The 18,972-nt window shown below is 62.3% G+C and carries 15 protein-coding genes and 1 tRNA gene; 6 read left to right on the top strand and 10 right to left on the bottom strand.

Translation table 11 applies throughout. From position 1 onward, the window contains the following. Positions 1-120: 120 nt before the first annotated feature. Positions 121-1,482 (top strand): amino acid permease, encoded by a 1,362-nt coding sequence (locus CLAC_RS01145; protein WP_245621998.1) that lies wholly within the window; start codon positions 121-123, stop codon positions 1,480-1,482. Between the two features lie 58 nt (positions 1,483-1,540). Further along, on the top strand, positions 1,541-3,574 hold the full coding sequence (locus tag CLAC_RS01140) for an acyl-CoA dehydrogenase family protein (protein WP_053411347.1): 2,034 nt from the start codon (positions 1,541-1,543) through the stop codon (positions 3,572-3,574). 12 nt (positions 3,575-3,586) lie between these two features. Here the strand turns inward: CLAC_RS01140 and CLAC_RS01135 are convergent, their stop codons facing one another. From CLAC_RS01135 to CLAC_RS01125, 3 genes are all read right to left on the bottom strand, one after another. Next, positions 3,587-4,483 carry an N-acetylmuramoyl-L-alanine amidase gene (locus tag CLAC_RS01135; protein ID WP_053411346.1) on the bottom strand — a complete coding sequence of 299 codons (897 nt, stop codon included), beginning with the start codon at positions 4,481-4,483 and terminating at the stop codon, positions 3,587-3,589. A 127-nt stretch (positions 4,484-4,610) separates the two neighbouring features. Further along, positions 4,611-4,686: transfer RNA gene (locus CLAC_RS01130), tRNA-Thr, on the bottom strand. Between the two features lie 191 nt (positions 4,687-4,877). Beyond that, positions 4,878-6,218: a DNA polymerase III subunit delta' gene (locus CLAC_RS01125; RefSeq protein WP_053411345.1), complete on the bottom strand. Its 1,341-nt coding sequence runs from the start codon at positions 6,216-6,218 to the stop codon at positions 4,878-4,880. Positions 6,219-6,330: 112 nt separating this feature from the next. Between CLAC_RS01125 and CLAC_RS01120 the strand changes: the two genes are divergently transcribed. Further along, complete coding sequence (locus CLAC_RS01120; RefSeq protein ID WP_053411344.1) at positions 6,331-7,857, top strand: adenylate/guanylate cyclase domain-containing protein; 1,527 nt, start codon at positions 6,331-6,333, stop codon at positions 7,855-7,857. Positions 7,858-8,065: 208 nt separating this feature from the next. On the opposite strand, the gene CLAC_RS01115 is transcribed toward CLAC_RS01120, so the two are convergent. Continuing rightward, positions 8,066-8,269 (bottom strand): helix-turn-helix domain-containing protein, encoded by a 204-nt coding sequence (locus CLAC_RS01115; protein WP_053411343.1) that lies wholly within the window; start codon positions 8,267-8,269, stop codon positions 8,066-8,068. After that, entirely contained in the window at positions 8,270-8,959 is a 690-nt protein-coding gene (locus tag CLAC_RS01110; RefSeq protein ID WP_156324726.1) for a DUF2975 domain-containing protein, read from the bottom strand. Positions 8,960-9,204: 245 nt separating this feature from the next. Between CLAC_RS01110 and CLAC_RS01105 the strand changes: the two genes are divergently transcribed. After that, positions 9,205-10,395 carry a DUF418 domain-containing protein gene (locus CLAC_RS01105; protein WP_053411342.1) on the top strand — a complete coding sequence of 397 codons (1,191 nt, stop codon included), beginning with the start codon at positions 9,205-9,207 and terminating at the stop codon, positions 10,393-10,395. A 78-nt stretch (positions 10,396-10,473) separates the two neighbouring features. Next, positions 10,474-11,712, top strand: coding sequence for a DUF418 domain-containing protein (locus CLAC_RS01100; protein WP_245621923.1), 1,239 nt, complete (start codon positions 10,474-10,476; stop codon positions 11,710-11,712). Between the two features lie 155 nt (positions 11,713-11,867). Here the strand turns inward: CLAC_RS01100 and topA are convergent, their stop codons facing one another. Continuing rightward, on the bottom strand, positions 11,868-14,840 hold the full coding sequence (gene topA / locus CLAC_RS01095; protein ID WP_053411341.1) for a type I DNA topoisomerase: 2,973 nt from the start codon (positions 14,838-14,840) through the stop codon (positions 11,868-11,870). A 330-nt stretch (positions 14,841-15,170) separates the two neighbouring features. Next, positions 15,171-15,374 carry a cold-shock protein gene (locus tag CLAC_RS01090; protein ID WP_053411340.1) on the bottom strand — a complete coding sequence of 68 codons (204 nt, stop codon included), beginning with the start codon at positions 15,372-15,374 and terminating at the stop codon, positions 15,171-15,173. A 192-nt stretch (positions 15,375-15,566) separates the two neighbouring features. Between CLAC_RS01090 and CLAC_RS01085 the strand changes: the two genes are divergently transcribed. Beyond that, positions 15,567-17,918 carry a DEAD/DEAH box helicase gene (locus tag CLAC_RS01085; RefSeq protein ID WP_245621922.1) on the top strand — a complete coding sequence of 784 codons (2,352 nt, stop codon included), beginning with the start codon at positions 15,567-15,569 and terminating at the stop codon, positions 17,916-17,918. On the opposite strand, the gene CLAC_RS01080 is transcribed toward CLAC_RS01085, so the two are convergent. Genes CLAC_RS01080 through CLAC_RS01070 form a run of 3 tightly spaced genes read right to left on the bottom strand, consistent with a single transcriptional unit; the run spans position 17,871 to position 18,872 of the window. After that, complete coding sequence (locus tag CLAC_RS01080; protein WP_245621921.1) at positions 17,871-18,248, bottom strand: Rv3654c family TadE-like protein; 378 nt, start codon at positions 18,246-18,248, stop codon at positions 17,871-17,873. The two genes, CLAC_RS01085 and CLAC_RS01080, sit on opposite strands and share 48 nt — an antisense overlap. Next, entirely contained in the window at positions 18,245-18,646 is a 402-nt protein-coding gene (locus tag CLAC_RS01075; protein ID WP_053411339.1) for a TadE family type IV pilus minor pilin, read from the bottom strand. Before CLAC_RS01075 ends, CLAC_RS01080 begins: the two co-directional genes overlap by 4 nt. Next, entirely contained in the window at positions 18,639-18,872 is a 234-nt protein-coding gene (locus CLAC_RS01070) for a DUF4244 domain-containing protein (RefSeq protein WP_053411338.1), read from the bottom strand. Before CLAC_RS01070 ends, CLAC_RS01075 begins: the two co-directional genes overlap by 8 nt. Between the last annotated feature and the right edge of the window lie 100 nt (positions 18,873-18,972).

The following is an 18,972-nucleotide window of genomic DNA, read 5'->3' as shown; positions in this document are numbered from 1 at the left end:
TTTATGAGCACTACTGACACTCCTAACCTCGAAGCTGAAGTCACTGCGGGCAAGCCGTCAGCCGCTGGCCCCTCACAGGACAAGAAGTTGGGGCAGGGCCTCAAAGTCCGCCACCTGACAATGATGGGGCTCGGCTCCTCGATTGGTGCCGGGCTATTCCTCGGCACCGGAGTAGGTATCCAGGCCGCGGGCCCCTCCGTCCTGCTGGGCTATGTTGTCGCGGGCCTGCTGGCCATCGTCATTATGCAGATGCTCGGCGAGATGGGCACGGTCATCCCGGCGTCGGGATCCTTCTCCGAGTACGCGGAGCACGGCATCGGCCGCTGGGCCGGTTTCACCCAGGGGTGGATCTACTGGCTCGCCACGGTCGCAGTCCTCGGCGCGGAGATGACCGGCGCCGCGGCGTTCGTGGGCTCGTGGTTCGGGGTGTCCCCCTGGATTCCCGCGGCGGTGTTCGTCGCCTTCTTCGCGCTGATTAACCTGCTGCACATCCGCGCCTTCGGCGAGTTCGAGTTCTGGTTCGCGTTCATCAAGGTCGCGGTGCTAGTCGTGTTCCTCGTCATCGGCGTGCTGCTCATTCTTGGCCTGCTGCCCGGGCATTCGTTCATCGGCACGCACGTGTTCACCCAGGACGGCTTCATGCCCAACGGCGCCGGCGGCGTTGCCAAGGCGATCCTCGCGGTGGCCTTCGCCTTCGGCGGCATCGAGGTCGTCGCCATTGCTGCCGCTGAGTCCGAGAACCCGCAGCAATCCCTGGTCAACGCGGTCCGCTCCACCATCACCCGCATTTCCGTGTTCTACCTTGGCTCGGTTCTCGTGATTACTTTCCTGCTGCCCTACTCCACCCTGGGTGCCGCGAAGGATGCGTCGGAAAGCCCCTTCACGAAGGTCCTGGCCCTGGCCGGCATTCCCGGTGTCGTGGGGTTCATGGAGGCCGTAATCGTTCTGGCTCTGCTGTCGGCGTTCAACGCGCAGATTTACGCATCCAGCCGAATGATGTTTTCGCTGGCCAGCCGCCACGAGGCTCCGAGGATTTTCACAAAGGTCGACTCGCGCGGCGTACCTATCTCGGCGATTGTCCTGTCCGTGGTGCTATCCGCCATCATGGTCGTTTTAAACTACGCCGACACCGGCTGGCTTTTGACCTTCATGTTGAACTCCGCCGGCGCGTCGCTGCTGATTGTGTGGACCTTCATCGCCGTCTCCCAGCTTCGCCTGCGCCGCCCGCTCGAGGCCGCCCACGCCCTGCCGGTGCGCACGTGGGCCTTCCCCTGGGTGAGCATTGCCACCCTCGTAGCCCTCGCCGCGCTCGCCGCACTAATGCTTTCCGACGACACCGCCCGCGTCCAGCTGCTCTCCGCAGCGGCAATGTTTGTGATTCTGGTCGTTGCGGCATTCATCAACGCCAAGGTGCGCCAGCTCGATCCCTTCGAGCGCCAACCGCTACCGGAGACGCTGGCACCGTCCGTAGCCAAGTCTTAACAGACCTGTTACCGCAAACCCCGAGCGCAGCCGACGATCCGCCAACTAGCGTTGGGTTATGGCACAGAATCTAGACCAGTCGGCACGTACTCCCCGCAGGCGCTCGTCCGATGCGCCGCAGAAGCTTCCCACAGCGCCGGAAGTAGGCGTCGGAAAGCGGCTGCAGGAGGTGCTGGACGGATACTTCCCCGATGCCCGCGCCGAGCTGCGTGAGGTCCTCGACGACCCGGAGCTGCGCCCGGCCTACGGGCTGAGCATGGAGGACGCCCGCGCGCGGACGACCGCTTCGCTAGAGAAGGTACTGGCCACTGGTATGCCCCACGGAGCATTCCGCGTCGATCAAGGCGGCACGGGCGCAACCGGCGCGACGCTGACCGGCATCGAAATGCTCGGACACAACGACCTTTCCGTGATGGTGAAGTCCGGCGTGCAGTGGGGACTGTTCGGCGGTGCGGTGAGTAACCTCGGCACCAAGCGGCACGAGCAGCTGGTGCGCGACCTGATTGAGCTGCGGGCACTCGGCTGCTTCGCTATGACCGAGCGCGGTCACGGCTCCGACGTGCAGTCGTTGGAGACCACCGCCCACTACGACCCGGACACTCAGGAGTTTGTTTTGAACTCCCCTACCGCGTCCTCGGAGAAGTGGTTCCTCGGAAATGCCGCGCGCGATGGGCGCTGGGCTGCCGTTTTCTGCCAGCTCTACACTCCTGACCAGGAGGAATCCCACGGCGTGCACTGCATTGTGGCGCGCATCCGTAACGACGACGGCTCCCCGGTCGACGGCGTGCGCATCGGCGACCACGGGGTCAAGGGCGGTCTAGCAGGCGTCGACAATGGCACCTTAATGTTCGATCACTACCGAATCCCGCGCGAAAACCTCCTGAACCGGTTTGCCGATGTCTCCCCGGAGGGCGCCTACACCAGCGACATAGAGAGTCCGAACGCGCGATTCTTCACCATGCTGGGCGCACTGGTCCGAGGCCGCGTCACCGTGGGCGCGGCGGCAGGTGCTGCGACGCGCACCTGCCTGGCAATCGGCACCAAGTACGCGCACCTGCGACGCCAATTCGCCGCGGAGGAGGGACAGCCCGAAAAGCAGCTGATCGGCTACCGCCAGCACCGCCTGCGCCTAATCCCTCGGATTGCACGCTCCTACGGCCTGCAGTTCGCGACCAACCTGCTGATCAAGCGCATCCACGATCTGGAGGCTGGCAACCTCGATCGTGCAAACCTCACCCCGGAGCAGAGCCTGGACCTGCGCGAAGTAGAGGCCCACGCCGCCGCGCTCAAGGCCGCCAACACCGCGCACGCCACCGACACCATCCAGGAAATGCGAGAGGCCACCGGCGGCGCCGGCTACATGGCCGAGAACCTCTTGACAGTGTTCAAGGCGGACTCGGACGTGTTCACCACCTTCGAGGGCGACAATGTGGTCATGCTGCAGCTGGCCGCCAAAGAGCTGCTCGGCGGGTTCGCCCGGGAGATGCGCAGCCTGTCCAACCTGGAGATGGTGCGCTTCGGGCTCGATAGCTTCGGCGGTGTCCTGCGCCGACGCACGGGTGCAGACGCAGTCATTCACAATCTCCTAGACACCTTCACCGACGCGGAAGAATCCACACTCTTCGACCCCGCCAGCCAGATGCGCCTGCTCATCGAGCGCGAAGACCGACTTCTCAAGTCCCTGGCCCGCAGGCTCCGCCCGGCGCGGAAGATGCCGGTGGCCGAGGCCGCCGAGGTCGTGGACCGGGCCCAGGATCACATGATTGCGTCCGCGTGGGCGCACATCGACCGCATTATCCTCGAGGCCTTCTTCGAGGCGGAGTCCGCGGTCGAGGACGAGCGTACCCAGGAGGTCCTCGAGCAGGTCCGCGACGTCTACTTCCTGTCCGTCATCTGCGACAACGCAGGCTGGTTCCTGGAGCAGTCGCTGCTCACCGGCACCCGCACCAAAGCCGCGCGCGCCAGCCTCAATGACCTGGTCGACTCGCTGGGGCCCTGGTCAGAGGTGCTTGTCGACGCCTTCGGCGTCCCCGAGGTCATGCTCGATCTGAAGTTAATGGAGCGCTATGATTCCATGACTCCGAAAGCTTAAGAGCGACCCGGCCTAAGCGCCGAGAAAAACCTCGATACCCGCGACCGTCGCTTCCGCCAGGCGGCGACGGCCATCCTCAGAGGCCAGCAGCGCAATGTCGGCGCTATCCCGCATGTTGCCGTACTCGATTAGTGCCTTCGGGCGGGTCGACAGATTCAGCCCCGTCAAGTCAGCACGGGGATTCAGACCGTCCACCCCCAAGTAGTTGGATGTCGAAAAACCACCGCTGACCAGCGCATCCCGCAGCGCCTCCGCCAGCTTCGCGGAGCCGCCCGCGTCGTTCGCGGCCATTGGCGCATCGATTGAAGAGACGTGGAAGCCCCGGTTTCCCTCACCCGCGCCATCCGCATGTAGGCTCACTACGGCATCCGCTCCGGAGGCATTTTCCTTCTCCGCACGGGCATCGATGCAATCGGCACGCCCAGTGTCGTCGCTGCGGCTGAGCAAAACGGTCGCGCCCCGCTGCTCCAGAAGACTCTTGATCTCCTGCGCCATCAACCAGTTGAATTCGTGCTCTGGGAATCCATCGTTAGACGCCGTACCAGAGGTATTGCAGGGTTTCAGCCCTCCCCTGCCATCCGTGACCAGCAAGTCCTGCGGCGGCGGAGTGCCAGCATGGCCCGGGTCCAAGTAGACCGTGCGCCCGGTCAAAGATCCGGCGCCGGTATCGGTGGCGTCGGCAAGCGGAGCTTCGTGCAGCGGCTGAGCTGCGACCTGGTTGGCCATGGTCGACGCCGCCTTCCTAGTGGAAACAGTCGCCGTGGAGGTTGCGACGGCTGCGGATTCGTGCGAGGGAGATGATGCGGTTCGGTCGGAAGTCTGAAACGAGCATGCGGACACCCCCAGGGCCAAAACCATCATCAGTGCGATCGACGCGGGCAGGACCCGAGTGTTGTCCCGACGTTTCATCTCTCAATCATCCTCACTGCCATCCGACGATCATGCGCTCCAAGCAGCGGAGAATACGAAAACCCCGCTTCACTTTGTTGCTAATCCTATGCGACTGGGAGCCAGAGCGAAACGGGGTTAATAAAAATGGAGCCGCCTGCGAGAATCGAACTCGCGACCTTCTCATTACGAGTGAGATGCTCTACCGACTGAGCTAAGGCGGCACGCACATTGCACAGGAAGCAAGAAAGCGAAGCTTACCCAGCACAAAATGTACAAGCGATTATATTAATGCACCCGGCCCCCGGTCACCAAAATGGGGAGAAATGGCGTGGCCTAGCGGCCCCCTTCGCCGTGCCTTGGCAGTGCCTTCGCCGTGCAATAGCCGTGCGCCAGCCGCTCATGAACGGCACTTTTAGCGCCGCCCCACCTGGCCGGCAATCTGCAATTTTGCCATTAGCTCGTCGAGGAGCACCCCGTTGCGCACCGCCGACTTCAGCATATCCCGCACACCGGAGATAGCGTCGATAGATTCCAGCAGTGACTCCGCCGGGAGCCTGCGCGCCAGCTCCTGAGCGGTGCGGCGCCGATCCGGGTTAATCAGACCAATTCCCTCGCCCGAGTCAGCTGCAACACCCGAGGAGATCAGCAGCGCGTCCCTGTAGAGGCCCATGATGTCCGTCAGCGACAAGTCAATCAGGTCCGACTCCGCGCGCCTGCGCCGTCTCTTCTGGTTTTCCTCCAGCTCCTTAATTACGCCCTTGGAACCGCGCAGCGCCGCCTGGGCGCCCTTGCCCGACGCGCCCACTCCCAGCGACTGCTCCAGCTTTTCCAACTCCGCCTGCTCCACCGACTCCATCCGGCGCTTGACCTCACCCGTGACCTCGTTGGCAAGCTCCCGCGCCACCAGGTACGACTTCGCCGGGTCAAATACGGCCTCCGCGAAATCCAGCGCCTTTGAACGCCAGGCTCGCGAGCCCTCATCGCTGACAAATCCGCGCGCACGCCCAATATGCCCGTTCGACACCGTCGCCGCCCACTGCGCCTGCTCCTGCGTCAGATCCGGACGCTCTGCCAACAGCAGCTGCACGACATCTTCCGTATGCGGCGTCGGCACATACACATGTCGGCAGCGCGAGCGCAGCGTCACCGAAAAATCCTCCGGGTTCGCCGTGGGCGCGCACATAATAATCACGGTGCGCAGTGGCGGTTCCTCCACCAGCTTCAGCATTGCATTCGAGGCCTGGTCGTTCAGGCGATCCGCATCCTCAATAATCAGCACACGGCAGTCCGCCGTGGTCGGCAGCTTATAGGCCCACGGGCGAATCTCATCGCGGACGGTCTTCACCGGGATGATGGTGCCCTCGGTCCGGATTATCTTGATGTCACCATGCGTACCCGCCAGCGCCGTGCGGCACCCTTCACACCCCCCGCAGCCTGGGTTGTCATGGTTCGTGCACAGCAGCGCCGCCGCAAACGCCTTCGCGGTCACTGACCTTCCCGACCCTGCTGGCCCCGTAAACAACCAGGCGTGCGTCATGTCGGAATCCCGCGGGACCTCCCCTCCCTCGCTTTCCGACGCCTCTTGCTCCGCATTGCCGCTGCCCTGAACGTCGGCAAGCGAGGAGACGCGCTCATACCCAGCCAGGGCGAGCCCGCGGGCGAAGCGGTAGTGGGCAGCGCGGGTGGCAGCGAGCAGGCGCTCGCGGACGCCGCCGGTTTCGGGCATGCGGGAAAAGACGCTGCTGTCGCTCATGCGCCTAACTCTAGCGTGCCCGGCGGGCTGGACTGGTGGAGTGTACGGCCGGCGAATGCCAATCGCACAAACGGCTCCCCGGCAATCCGGCGGAGACACTAATGTAGTAACCATGCAAAGGCTCTGGAGGAATGTGAAGTGGCTAAGTGGCACAATGTGGCCCGCGTATGCCGCTTTCGTGTTCCTGTGTAACCTTTTCGGCGCCTCGATTGTGGGGCTGTTCGTTGGTGTTCTGCTCCCGCTGGACCAGGAGACCAGGTGGCCTCATTTGCCGGCGGTCGCGGTCTACGGCCTCGGGGCGTACCTGGTTGCGGCGATTGTCGCCGGAATTGGCACTACGTGGCTGCTGTTCAAGCCCCTGCTGCAATGGCAGCGCCACCCGGAGCTGCACGACCCGCGCAGGGTCCGCTACCTAGTGATGCGCGTGCCGGTCTACCAGGCATTTCTGGGTGCGGTCATCTGGGCTATCGGCGTGGCGGTATTCTCCATCGCGGCTTTTGCGTATGACCGCAAGCTGGGGCTGATGGTTCTGATTTCCTCGGTGCTCGGCGGGGCAATGGTGGCACTGCTGACGTACCTGATTTCCGAGCGTATGGTCCGCCCGGTCGCGGTTGAGGCGCTGGCGCGCAGGGCGCCGGATTCCTCGCTGGAGCCCCCGATTGGCCACCGGTTGCGCCAGACCTGGGTATTGACCAGTGGTGTTCCGGTTCTTGCGATTCTTCTGGTACTTCTCGGCCAGCGTGAGGGCCTGTTCACAGACGATGCCGCAGATCTCCTCCCGGCCATCAATGCGCTGGCCGTGCTGGCACTGGTCACTGGCTACTTCGGCACCATGCTGGCGAGTATGTCCATTGTGGATCCAATTCGGGACCTCACCGGCGCGATTAACAAGGTCCGCATGGGTGAAACCTCCACGCGCGTCCCTATTTACGATGGCTCGGAGATGGGCGTCCTGCAGGCCGGGTTCAACGAGATGATGCGCGGACTGCAGGAGCGCCAGCGCGTCCGCGACCTCTTCGGTCGCTACGTCGGATCAGAGGTCGCCCGCAAGGCACTGGAGGAAAAGCCAACACTCGGTGGCGAAGACCGCCTGGTGGCAGTGCTCTTTGTGGATGTGATTGGTTCGACAAACTTCGCGGTGGAAAACCCTCCGGAGGTCGTGGTCAAGGAGCTCAACGCCTTCTTTGAGCACGTGGTGGACTGTGTGCACCGCAATAAGGGCATCATCAACAAGTTCCAGGGTGACGCGGCTCTGGCCGTCTTCGGCGCTCCCCTACCCCTGGACGATACTGCGGGCCACGCTCTGGCCGCGGCGCGCGAACTGCGTGAAGAGCTGATGCACCTCCGGCTGTCCGCCGGCATCGGCGTCTCCGCGGGCCACGTCGTGGCGGGTCATATCGGTGCGCACGACCGCTTCGAATACACGGTCATTGGAGATGCCGTGAACCAGGCCGCGCGCCTGACCGAACTGGCGAAGGATACCCCCGGTCGCGTCCTCGCCACCGCGTCAACGATTCGCCTGGCGAATGAGGACGAGCAGGCCCGCTGGACTACCCTAAAGTCCGTTGAACTGCGCGGACGTACTCACATGACCCAGCTGGCCCGCCCGGTGCGCCCCACACTTGCCGACGAGGCCTAGAGCGACGGGGCTCGGGCTCCGGCTGCGGCTGTGGCTGTGGCTCCCAGACAAAATTTGCCAGCTTTTTGTAGGAAATAGCACCAAAAACTCGGTTACTTCCTACAAAAAGCTGGCAAAAATTCGGTGCGGGCAAGAACCGCGCGAGAAATTCCATGCGACCAGCGCCGCCGACGGGATACGGACGATTCGTCAGGGCGGGAAGATTTTGTCATTCGACCGTAAACAAATCCCCCGGTTGGCAGTCCAGAGCTTCACAAAGCGCAATGAGCGTCGTGAACCGAACAGCTTTGGCGCGGTTGTTTTTCAGTACCGATAGATTCACCGGGGTCACCCCCACTTCTTCGGCGAGCGCAGCCAGGGTCATATTGCGGCGGGCAAGCAGGTCATCGAGGTGGCACATAACCTCCGCCATTTAGATGAGCCCTTCCTGATCCTGCTGCATCCGGGCGGCGCGGTAGAGCATAACGCCGAGCATGGAAATTGCCATCATTAACACGTACCAGAAGGGAAGGAACCCCCCAAGAACGCTCTCCGATCGGTCGAACCAAACATCGAGGCCTAGCTCGGAGGCAACCATGTTATTGCCCATATGCTGGATAAATAGCCCTACCGAGTAAATCAAAGTCAGCCAGCTAATCGCGGTTACCCTGCGCGCACTGCGTAAGGTAAAGAACTCACCCCTGATGTAGGAGCGCACCACCAGGATTATCAAAACTGCAATGGCCGCAACGCTTAGTGCTTTAATCGCCTCCGCCACAATGAATAGCCCAAGCGCCCCACCACTCATGATCTCAACCGGAATTCCGTTTCCATCGGCGATATTTTCGGGCAACAGAAGGGCGAGATTGCTGCTGAACTTCTGATTGAAGAGTGGATTTCGCAGCTCCAAGAAAATGAACACCAGCGCAAGCACACCCCCTAGAAGCGAGGCGTTCATATCGCGTCGCTCCTTCTTCGCATTGCGATAGGGGTCGCGGGGTTCCCGATTGCCCCGCTCGCTCGTGCTCACACGTTCTGCATTGGTACCCCCTTCCTCAGGGCTCGCCGGATGAACCGCTTTAGCGGTATCGGCAGAATCAGAATCAAGCGGATTGCCAGACATGACAAGGCTCCTCACATATCGACTTTCGATGTATCGATTTTCGATACTATATCGCTTTTCGATATGATGCAAGGCCTTGGTGCGTATCACACTCGCCAAGACTGTAAAAAACGAACGCGCCACCGTAAATTAAAGGAATGCAACAAGATGGCCAGACCATACAGGGCTCATCCGGAACAGGAATAGGGAGCCCAAACACGACCGACGCACATCAGTCGGCTCCAATCTCTCAGCGCCGACCGCGCATGCTCGTCCCCGATGCCGCCCGCGGCTTTGCACTGCTCGGCATAGCAATCGCGAATATCGCAACTGCATGGCTTGTGGCTCCCACATCCATGTCCGCGTTCTTCTTCGGAGGAATCAGCGACGGCGCCACCGCCCTAGCGGATCAGATCGCAGTAGTCTTTGCTGCGGTGACCTCGCATAACCGAGGCCTCCCGATGTTCGCGACTCTTCTCGGCTTCGGCGTTGGACTCATCACTCTCAGCCTGAACAGGCGGGGTTTCACGGTCCGCCAATCTCGTCGCGTCCTGATTAAGCGCTACGCCTATCTAGCGCTTTTCGGAGTGATTCACACCGTCTTCCTCTTCTTCGGCGACGTGATGTTCCTCTACGGCATCTGCGGCATCGTTATCGCCCTGCTCATCGGATTCAGTGATCGCGCGCTCACAGTCCTTGCGTGGGTACCGCTGATTCTCTCCACCCTGTTCGGCCTCATCGGAGTCCTGCTACTGACCAACAACACCACCGCCGCGCCGGATAGTATCACCGCAGCCGGCGGCAGCACTCAAATTCCTAGCTATGCCGAGATGCTCGCAGCAAACCTCAAGGTTTTGGGAGTCGGCATAACAACACTGCCGGTGTCCATGTTCTTCTATTTTCCCGTGATGCTGCTCGGATTCGTCTGGGCCCGTAAGGGAGTGCTTGCCGACGTCAATGCGCACCGCACCCAGCTAAAGCTCTGGTTAGCGGTGGCAATTGTCATCTCCCTCGGAGTGGGGCTACCCTGGGGCCTGTCGGCAATTGACGTGCTTCCGTCGCAGTACGAAGAAGTATTGCTGTTTTTGAACACCTGCCTCGGCGCGTTTACCGGCCCCGGCATCCTCGCAGGACTGGCACTACTTCTAGAGCCAGTACAGCGGCGGATAAACGAAGGTGCTGCAGTACCAGCATGGATGACAGCAGTGGTGGCGCTGGGCAAGCGTTCAATGACTGGCTACCTACTCCAGTCCGTACTCTTCTTCATTTTGGTCTACCCGTTCATGCTTGGCATCCCACGTGGACTGGGTGCAGCCGCCCAAACCGGCATTGCGATTCTGGTCTGGCTGCTCACGCTAGCCATAGCATGGGCACTCGAGGTGCGCGGTCTAGCGGGGCCGTTTGAGAAGGTTCACCGACGCCTGTCCTACGGTCCGACAATGCGACCCGAGAAGTAACACGTTAAATAACATAGCCAAAAGTTGGCGCCGCACCCCTCAAATGCGGCGCCTTTGCTATGCCCTTAAGGTGTAGGAATGACCGAAATCGATGCAAGCGCTACCGCCAAGCGCCCGCGAATGCTGGTTCCCGACGTCGCACGCGGCTTAGCGCTGCTCGGCATCGCCATTGCCAACGTCGCAACTGCATGGCTGTTATTCGACAAGCCCACCCCCGCGTCCTTCTTCGGAGGCATTAATGGCGACAGCCTTGCCGACAAGATTGCTATTGTCTTCGCCGCCATCACAGCGCACAACCGAGGATTGCCAATGTTTGCGACTCTCCTCGGTTTCGGCATCGGTCTTATCTCACTAAGCCTCGCCAGACGTGAGTTTCCAATAATGAGGGCGCGAACGGTAATTGCGAAGCGATATGCATTCCTTGCACTGTTTGGCGCTACGCACTTGCTCTTTTTGTTCTCCGGCGACGTCATGTTTCTCTATGGAGTATGCGGAGTGGCCATTGCGGCTCTCATAGACCTCCAAGATCGTCAGCTCAGGGTCATATACTGGATTCCACTCGTCATTATTGCCCTGATAGGTTTGGTGTCCTTACTATTGCTAGGCCAGACCGCCAGTAGCACAACTAAGGATCCAGCTTCCCTGGGAGGGACCTCCGAGGCCGCTACATACTTATCGCTGCTTTGGACCAATTTGAAAGTCTTGTTTCTAGCTGTTGTCACGCTTCCCGTGTCGACTTTCTTCTACTTTCCAGTGATGTTGCTCGGTTTTGTATGGGCCCGTAAGGGAGTGCTTGCCGACGTCTCTTCCCATCGACCACTCTTAATTCGGTGGCTAGTAGTTGCTTTGGTGATTTCCTTCGGGGTTGGCTTACCGTGGGGCCTCGCCGCCATCGGTGTGTTGCCTCAGCAGTTTGAAGAGAGCTTCATGCTTGTTAACAGTTCAATCGGCGTTTTTACGGGGCCGGGTATTCTGGCGGGCCTCGCATTAGCTCTAGAACCCTTGCAGCGGCGTATCCACGCTGGGGCACCAATCCCACCATGGATGACCGCGATTGTGGCTCTGGGAAAACGTTCCATGACAGGTTATCTACTGCAATCAGTACTGTTTGCCATATTGGTCTACCCATTCATGTTGGACTTCCCACGAGGCCTCGGTACTGCGATCCAAACCGGTGTCGCATTCGCGGTCTGGCTAGTTACGCTCTTTATCGCGTGGGTGATGGAAGCCCGTGGAATGCAGGGGCCGTTCGAAAAGATGCATCGCCGCATCTCCTACGGGCCGACCATGCGCGCCGAACTCAAGCACTCGAAATAGCAAAACGAAAAGGGGTGGGGACTAAGTCTCGAGACTGCGCACCGAAGCCGGGTGCCCTGCCTCCATAGAGAAGAATTTGCCAGCATTTCGGTCGAAGTAACGTCAAAAAATCGACTACTTCAACCGAAATGCTGGTAAAAATACCGCGGTTTTTCTTACTTCCCCTTCCGGGTGGCCTTGACCACGCGCTTCGTAGTCCGCTTCACCGTCTTCTTCGCTGCCTTCTTAGTCGACTTTTTCGCCGTCTTCTTCGACGACTTCTTAGCGGCCTTCTTCGTACCGCCCTCGGCGGCCTCCTTGGCCCGTCGCTCGGAAAGGAGCTCGCAGGCGCGGGCGTCGGTAAGCGTCTCCGGTGTATCTCCCTTGCGCAGAGAGGCATTGGTGACGCCGTCGGTGACGTACGGGCCGAAGCGACCGTCCTTGACCGACATCGGGCGACCCGAGACATCGTTGTCACCCAGCTGCTTCAACGGCGGCTTCGCGGCGGCGCGCCCACGGCGCTTCGGCTCGGCGTAGATGCGGCGAGCCTCATCGAGGGTGACCGTGAAAATCTGCTCCTCGTTCGCTAGGGAGCGGGAATCGGAGCCCTTCTTCAGGTACGGGCCGTAGCGGCCGTTCTGGGCAGTGATGACCTCGTTATCGGTCGGATCGACACCGACTTCGCGGGGCAGGCTCATCAGCTTCAGAGCTTCCTCGAGGGTGACCGTCGACGGCTCCATGGAGGAAAACAGCGACGCGGTCTTCGGTTTGAGAGTCTCCTCGATGATCTCCGCGGTGCGCTTTTCCTTCTGCTTCGCGGCGGTCTTGGTCTCCCAATTCTTGGCACGCTTGCCCTCGGCGGCGCGCTGAGCGTCCTCCTCGGCGCGCTCGGCGGCGATAATCTCCTCGGCCTTCGCCACCACGCCCTCGCGCTCGGACTCGGTGACCAGCTCGGTGACGTACGGGCCGTAGCGGCCATCGCGGGCCACCACCATGCGCCCATTGTCCGGGTTGAGTCCCAGCTCACGGCCTCCCTGAGGCATGGCCAAAAGCTTCTCAGCCGCGGCCAAATCCAGCTCGTCGGGGGTCATGGCCTCCGGGATGTTGGCACGCTGAACATCATCCGAACCGTTCTCACCGGCCCCTGCGCGAGCGCGCTCCAGGTACGGCCCATAGCGTCCAACGCGAACCACGATCGGGTAACCGTCGGCATCGTCGAAGAGGTGCAGCGAGTTGACCTTGCGCGCATCGATCGATTCCAGGTTCACGTCGATGATGTTCTTCAGGCCGCCGTGCGTCGCAATGGCATCGGCGCCCTTGTGGCGGTGATCCTTGTCATCTCCGAAGTAGAAACCGGACAGCCACAGTGTGCGATCCTTGTTGCCGGCGGCGATATCGTCGAGCTCGTCTTCGAGCTCGGAGGTGAAGTCGTAGTTGACCAGGTCCGAAAACGCCTGCTCCATCAGGCCGACCACTGCGAACGCCACCCAAGAGGGCACCAGCGCATTTCCACGGGAGTACACGTAGCCACGGTCCTGGATCGTCTTGATGATCGACGCGTACGTCGACGGGCGACCAATGCCCAGGTCTTCCATCTTCTTCACCAGCGACGCTTCCGTGTAGCGCGCCGGAGGGTTCGTGGAGTGATCATCAGCGCTGAACTCGGTAGCAGTCAGGCCCTGGCCTTCAACCAGGTGCGGCAGGCGCTTCTCGGCATTGTCGGCGACCTTGCGACCGTCGGCAAGCGCAGAGACCTCAACGTAGGCCTTGAGGAAGCCCGGGAAGCGGATGGTGCGGCCGGTGGCAGAGAATTCGACCGCGTGGTCGGCGGTGGCGCCCGCGACGGTGACCTTCATGGAGGTGCCGCGCGCGTCGGCCATCTGGGAGGCGACAGTGCGCTGCCAGATCAGCTCATAGAGCTTGAACTCCTCCGCGTCCAGGGAACCGGCGAGCTGGCCCGGGGTGGCGAAGGTCTCGCCGGCCGGGCGGATTGCCTCGTGAGCCTCCTGCGAGTTCTTCACCTTGCGGGAGTACTGGCGCGGCGCGTCGGCGACGTACTCGGAGCCGTAGAGCTCCAGCGCCTGCTTGCGGGCGGCGTCGATACCGGAGGCAGACAGCGTCGTGGAGTCCGTACGCATGTAGGTAATGTGGCCGTTTTCGTACAGGCGCTGCGCCACGCGCATCGTACGCTCGGAGGTGAAGTGCAGCTTGCGGCCGGCTTCCTGCTGCAGGGTCGACGTCATAAACGGCGGGTAGGGGCGGCGCGTGTAGGGCTTCTCCTCCACCGACGCGACCGTCAGCTCACTGCCGACTAGATCCGCCGCGAGGGTCTCCGCGAGCTGCTTATCGACGACCCGAACCCCATCGTTCTTCTTCAGCAGGCCACGGTCGTTGAAGTCGCGGCCCTGGGCGACGCGGTCGCCGTCGACGCTGGTCAGCGTGGCGACAAACTGGTTCGGGTTGTTGGTGTCGCCGGCTGCGGCGCTGCCGCCGTTAAGGGTCGCCAACGTCGCGGCGACGTCCCAGTACTCTGCGGAGATGAACGCCATGCGCTCGCGCTCTCGCTCAACGATGACGCGGGTGGCGACGGACTGCACGCGGCCTGCGGACAGCCGCGGCATGACCTTCTTCCACAGAACTGGGGAGACCTCGTAGCCGTAGAGGCGGTCGAGGATGCGGCGCCCCTCCTGAGCGTCGACCAGGTTCTGGTCCAGCTCACGGGTGTTTTCAGCGGCCTCCAGGATGGACTGCTTGGTGATCTCGTGGAACACCATGCGGCGCACCGGCACCTTCGGCTTCAGGACTTCCAGCAGGTGCCACGCGATGGCCTCGCCCTCGCGGTCGGGGTCGGTTGCGAGGTAGAGCTCGTCGACCTGCTTCAGCTTCGTCTTGAGGTCCGAGACTTTCTTCTTCTTGTCCGCGGAGACGACGTAGAGCGGGGTGAAGCCGGAGTCGACGTTGACGCCGAGTCGCGCCCACGGTTCCTTTTTGTACTTCGCGGGCACGTCTGCGGCGCCACGGGGCAAATCGCGGATGTGGCCGACGGACGCCTCGACGATGTAGTCATCGCCGAGATACTTCTGGATCTTGCGAGCCTTCGTCGCCGACTCCACAATTACGAGGCGCTTGAGGCCATCTGAGTTGCCCATACGTGCTATCTACCTGCCACTTTGATTTGTGATCATTTTCGCGATCACCGCTTTCGGCTGCCGAAAACGGTGTCACCCAACGCTTTTCTCAAAAGAATATAAGGAATACCGTACACACAATCTAGTTGTGCGTGCGCCAAACGAGTCCATCGGGGGCGTGCACGGGCGTCGCGCATAGGTCCACGCCCAGCCCCAGAAAACGCGAAAGCGCTCCCCGACCACGGGCAAAACACGTGGGTTTGGAAGCGCAAATGTTCGAGTTCGGTCGCGGCGGCAGCATCGATGCGTCGCTGCACGCTCAGTGCGCACTTTCAGCGCACTCGCTGCGTCTTACAGCGGCTGAACGTTCAGAGCCTGCGGGCCCTTCTGGCCTTCGCCAATCTCGAACTCGACAGCCTGGTTTTCCTCGAGGGTCTTAAAACCGGTGCCCTGGATTTCGGAGTAGTGAACGAATACGTCGTTGCCACCGTCAGCTGGGGCGATGAACCCGAAGCCCTTCTCCGAGTTGAACCACTTCACAGTACCCTGTGCCATTACAAAACTTCCCAACTTCAGGATTGATAAAACATGCACCACCCCGCGGGGCGATACACTCAGGAAGTCTGCCACGTTTAACTTCGTGCCGTCTCCTTTGTCCTGTTCACCTTCACCCCCGCAGCAGGAGGCGCGGGCCGGGTGGGGTTGGGCGGTCGTCGGGAATCGGGCGCGGGGCGGGGCGGAAAGAGTGTGGAAGCGAGGTTGGTGCGCGTGGAGTCGTTCGGGCGGGAGCTGCTGGGGCCAATCATCAAGGCGCATCCGCGCGCGACGGTGACGCATATCGCCGATATGCCCGCGCGACCGGGCGTTACGGCACCGTGGCCGGAGTGGGTACCGGGGTGGCTGCGCGAGGAGCTGCTAAATCGCGGGGTGGAGAACCTGTGGACTCATCAGGCTGAGATTGCCAATATCGCACACGCGGGGAAGCACTGCGTGGTCGCGACGGGCACCGCGTCGGGCAAGTCGTTGGGGTATTTGCTGCCGGTACTGACCGCGTTGGACGCTACCCCCGACGCCTCGGCGCTGTACCTGTCGCCGACGAAGGCGCTCGGCGCGGATCAGTTGACTTCGGCGCGCGGGCTCGCCCCGGGTAGCCTCGCCTCCGGAATTTCGCTTTACGACGGCGACACTCCCCTGGACGCCCGGCGGGCCATCCGCGACCACGCACGCTGGGTGTTCACGAACCCGGATATGCTGCATGCTTCGATTCTGGGTAACCACACGCGTTGGACGCGCCTGCTGCGCCAGTTGCGCTTCATGGTGGTAGATGAGTGCCACGCCTACCGAGGTGTTTTCGGCGCGAACGTGTCCCAGATTTTGCGGCGACTGCTGCGGCTTTCGCGTGAGTACGGCGGATCCCCGACGGTGATTTTCGCCTCGGCGACGACGAATGATCCCGCGGACCAGGCGCGACGTCTCATCGGCGAACCGGTGGAGGCCGCCACCGAGGATGGCGCTCCCGTGGGCGAACGCACGATTGCGCTATGGGAGCCGGGGATGGTGCCGGATCTCGAGGGTGAAAACGGCGCACCGGTGCGCCGCCCGGCTCCGACGGAGGCCGCCGACATCATGTCCGAGCTGCTTCTCGACGGCGCCCGCACCCTGACTTTCACCCGCTCTCGGCGCAGTGCAGAGACGATTGCGCTGGGCGTTCGGGAGCGGTTGGAAAAGCGGGGGCGCATGGATGTCGGCAACCGCGTGGAGTCCTACCGCGCGGGCTATCTCGCGGAGGAGCGGCGCGAGATTGAGCGCATGCTCGACGACGGTTCCCTCCTCGGCGTTACCACCACCAATGCGCTGGAGCTGGGCATTGACGTCGGCGGTTTGGACGCCGTGGTGCAGGCCGGCTTCCCGGGCACTGTGGCGTCGTTTTGGCAGCAGGCCGGACGCGCGGGGCGCCGCGGGCAAGGTGCGCTGGTGGTGTTGGTGGCGCGCGACGACCCGATGGACACGTATCTGGTGCACAACCCGTCGGCGCTTTTGGGTCGCCCGGTAGAGAAGACCGTGTTCGACCCGACGAATCCCCACGTCGTGTGGTCGCACCTGTACTGCGCCGCGGTGGAAAAACCGCTGTCTGTGGCGCAGCTGGAGCGGTGGGGGACGCTGGCCGTAGCGGAGCAGATGGTCGATCAGGGCTGGCTGCGACTGCGACGCGGGGTCTTTTACCCCACCGACCGAGACGAGGGCCCCAGGATCTCCTCGGCGCACGAGCGTGTCAACGTTCGCGGCGGCGACGGCCAGGAGGTTGCGATTGTCGACCACACCGACGGCAGGATGCTCGGCACGATCGACCTGGGACGTGCGATGCAGCAGGTCCACGATGGTGCCGTTTACCTGCATCGTGGCGACTCCTATCTTGTCGATGCCCTGGACTTCAATGACCTGGTTGCTCTTGTGCATCCGGAGGAGCCTCCCTACTCCACTAGTTCTCGGATGGATACGACAATTCGGATTCTGGATATCGACGACATGCGCCACATCGGGCCGTTGCAGGTCGCGTCCTGCCAGGTGGAGGTGTTCCATCAGGTGACCTCCTATCTGCGCCGCCGCGATAACGGCGAGATTCTTGACAGCGTCGACCTGGACTATCCTCCGCAGCGCCTGGTCACCCGCGCTGTGGCCTACACCATGACTGAATCCACGCTGCGCTCCTGGGACGTTCCTGCCGACGTCGCCCCCGGCGCCCTCCACGCAGCCGAGCACGCGGCAATTGGCATGCTGCCGCTCATCGCCACCTGCGACCGCTGGGACATCGGCGGCGTATCCACCGTGTTACATGAGGACACGCAGCAGCCGACCGTGTTCGTCTACGACGGCCACCCGGGTGGGGCGGGCTTCGCCGACCGCGGCTTCGAGGCCTTCGAACAGTGGATTCGCGCCACCCTTGACGCCGTCATGGCGTGCGAGTGCGAGTCCGGCTGCCCGTCCTGCATCCAGTCCCCGAAGTGCGGAAACGGCAACGAACCGCTGGATAAGAACGGCGCGATCAAGGTGCTAACTGGTATCGTCCAAGCCTTCCGCGGGGCCGGCCCTGGCCGTTGACCTCCTTCCCGACCGCTCTACTGTTACCTGCACGTCCTCGCCGAGGCGGTCGCAGCTGACGATTGCCGCGTGATTGGCCCTGGCGATCCGGCCTGCCGAATCGCATGCCCGGTCACCCTCCTGGGCTGCGATGGCCCCGGCGACAGCGGACAAGTCCGCCGCCACCGCGGCTTGACGCACAACGATGAGGTTCTTCCCGGCGAGCACCCCGACCAGCATCAGGCCGACGATCGCAGCAATGAGCAGCGCGGCGAGCACCGTCGTGGCGCCGGTTTCGTCGCGCCACAGCGCCGATGCGCGGGCTGTGCCCCTGCGAGGCGACGTCATCATTCGGCCACCGCCTTCTCGTTGAGCGCCACGGCGCGAGCCTCCAAGGGGAACGGGCCCACCGTGCCGGTTACCGTCACTTCAACCGTGGAGGAGCCGTCGTTGATGGTGACCGCACCCTGGAGCCCGTCTTGGAGTTTCGCGACAGTTTCTGCATCGCCCCGCGCATGCGCCCTCGCGATGACGCCTGCGGCGTCGGTAAGCCCGAGGTACATGGCAACGGCGACGAGGCCGGTAAGGGCGCTCATCATCACGGTGACAATCGCCGCGATTCCAAAGGCCGTTTCCACGGTGGCTTGTCCGTCTTCGCCGGTGAGGATGTCAACCAGGGCGTCGGTAAGCGCGTCAGCGGGAGCATCGGCGGAAGCGTCGGCGCGCGCAGGGCGAATGCGGCTAGACATCGGTGTTGAGCGCCCTTTCGATAATTCCAGTGAGCGCCTCAGTGATGTCTCCACCGGTGACGACCGTGTAGAGCAGTGCACCAAAGGCCGCGGCAGCGATAGTCCCCAAGGCATATTCGACGGTACTCATACCGGATTCGTCCTTGACCAGCGCGTTCAAGCGCTCACGCAAGTACTTCTTCGTTAGGGCAACTGGGTCGGTGGCGTTGAAGTTGAAGGGATTCATTTTTGCTTACTCCTTTTCGAAGTTCGACGAGATTTCTTGTGGTTTGGCATCGGCTGTTTCTGCGCCGTGTCTTTCATGCCGTATCTTTCGCGCCGCCCCC

Source organism: Corynebacterium lactis RW2-5 (assembly GCF_001274895.1).
In the GTDB taxonomy this organism is placed as follows: domain Bacteria; phylum Actinomycetota; class Actinomycetes; order Mycobacteriales; family Mycobacteriaceae; genus Corynebacterium; species Corynebacterium lactis.
This window is presented reverse-complemented; position numbering and strand designations above follow the sequence as displayed.

Excerpts from the sequence above, each read along its gene's own strand:
- CLAC_RS01145 (WP_245621998.1), top strand. The coding sequence starts at position 121 with ATGATGGGGCTCGGCTCCTCGATTGGTGCCGGGCTATTCCTCGGCACC.
- CLAC_RS01140 (WP_053411347.1), top strand. The coding sequence starts at position 1,541 with ATGGCACAGAATCTAGACCAGTCGGCACGTACTCCCCGCAGGCGCTCG.
- CLAC_RS01135 (WP_053411346.1), bottom strand. The coding sequence starts at position 4,483 with ATGAAACGTCGGGACAACACTCGGGTCCTGCCCGCGTCGATCGCACTG.
- CLAC_RS01125 (WP_053411345.1), bottom strand. The coding sequence starts at position 6,218 with ATGAGCGACAGCAGCGTCTTTTCCCGCATGCCCGAAACCGGCGGCGTC.
- CLAC_RS01120 (WP_053411344.1), top strand. The coding sequence starts at position 6,331 with ATGCAAAGGCTCTGGAGGAATGTGAAGTGGCTAAGTGGCACAATGTGG.
- CLAC_RS01115 (WP_053411343.1), bottom strand. The coding sequence starts at position 8,269 with ATGGCGGAGGTTATGTGCCACCTCGATGACCTGCTTGCCCGCCGCAAT.
- CLAC_RS01110 (WP_156324726.1), bottom strand. The coding sequence starts at position 8,959 with ATGTCTGGCAATCCGCTTGATTCTGATTCTGCCGATACCGCTAAAGCG.
- CLAC_RS01105 (WP_053411342.1), top strand. The coding sequence starts at position 9,205 with ATGCTCGTCCCCGATGCCGCCCGCGGCTTTGCACTGCTCGGCATAGCA.
- CLAC_RS01100 (WP_245621923.1), top strand. The coding sequence starts at position 10,474 with ATGACCGAAATCGATGCAAGCGCTACCGCCAAGCGCCCGCGAATGCTG.
- topA (WP_053411341.1), bottom strand. The coding sequence starts at position 14,840 with ATGGGCAACTCAGATGGCCTCAAGCGCCTCGTAATTGTGGAGTCGGCG.
- CLAC_RS01090 (WP_053411340.1), bottom strand. The coding sequence starts at position 15,374 with ATGGCACAGGGTACTGTGAAGTGGTTCAACTCGGAGAAGGGCTTCGGG.
- CLAC_RS01080 (WP_245621921.1), bottom strand. The coding sequence starts at position 18,248 with ATGATGACGTCGCCTCGCAGGGGCACAGCCCGCGCATCGGCGCTGTGG.
- CLAC_RS01075 (WP_053411339.1), bottom strand. The coding sequence starts at position 18,646 with ATGTCTAGCCGCATTCGCCCTGCGCGCGCCGACGCTTCCGCCGATGCT.
- CLAC_RS01070 (WP_053411338.1), bottom strand. The coding sequence starts at position 18,872 with ATGAATCCCTTCAACTTCAACGCCACCGACCCAGTTGCCCTAACGAAG.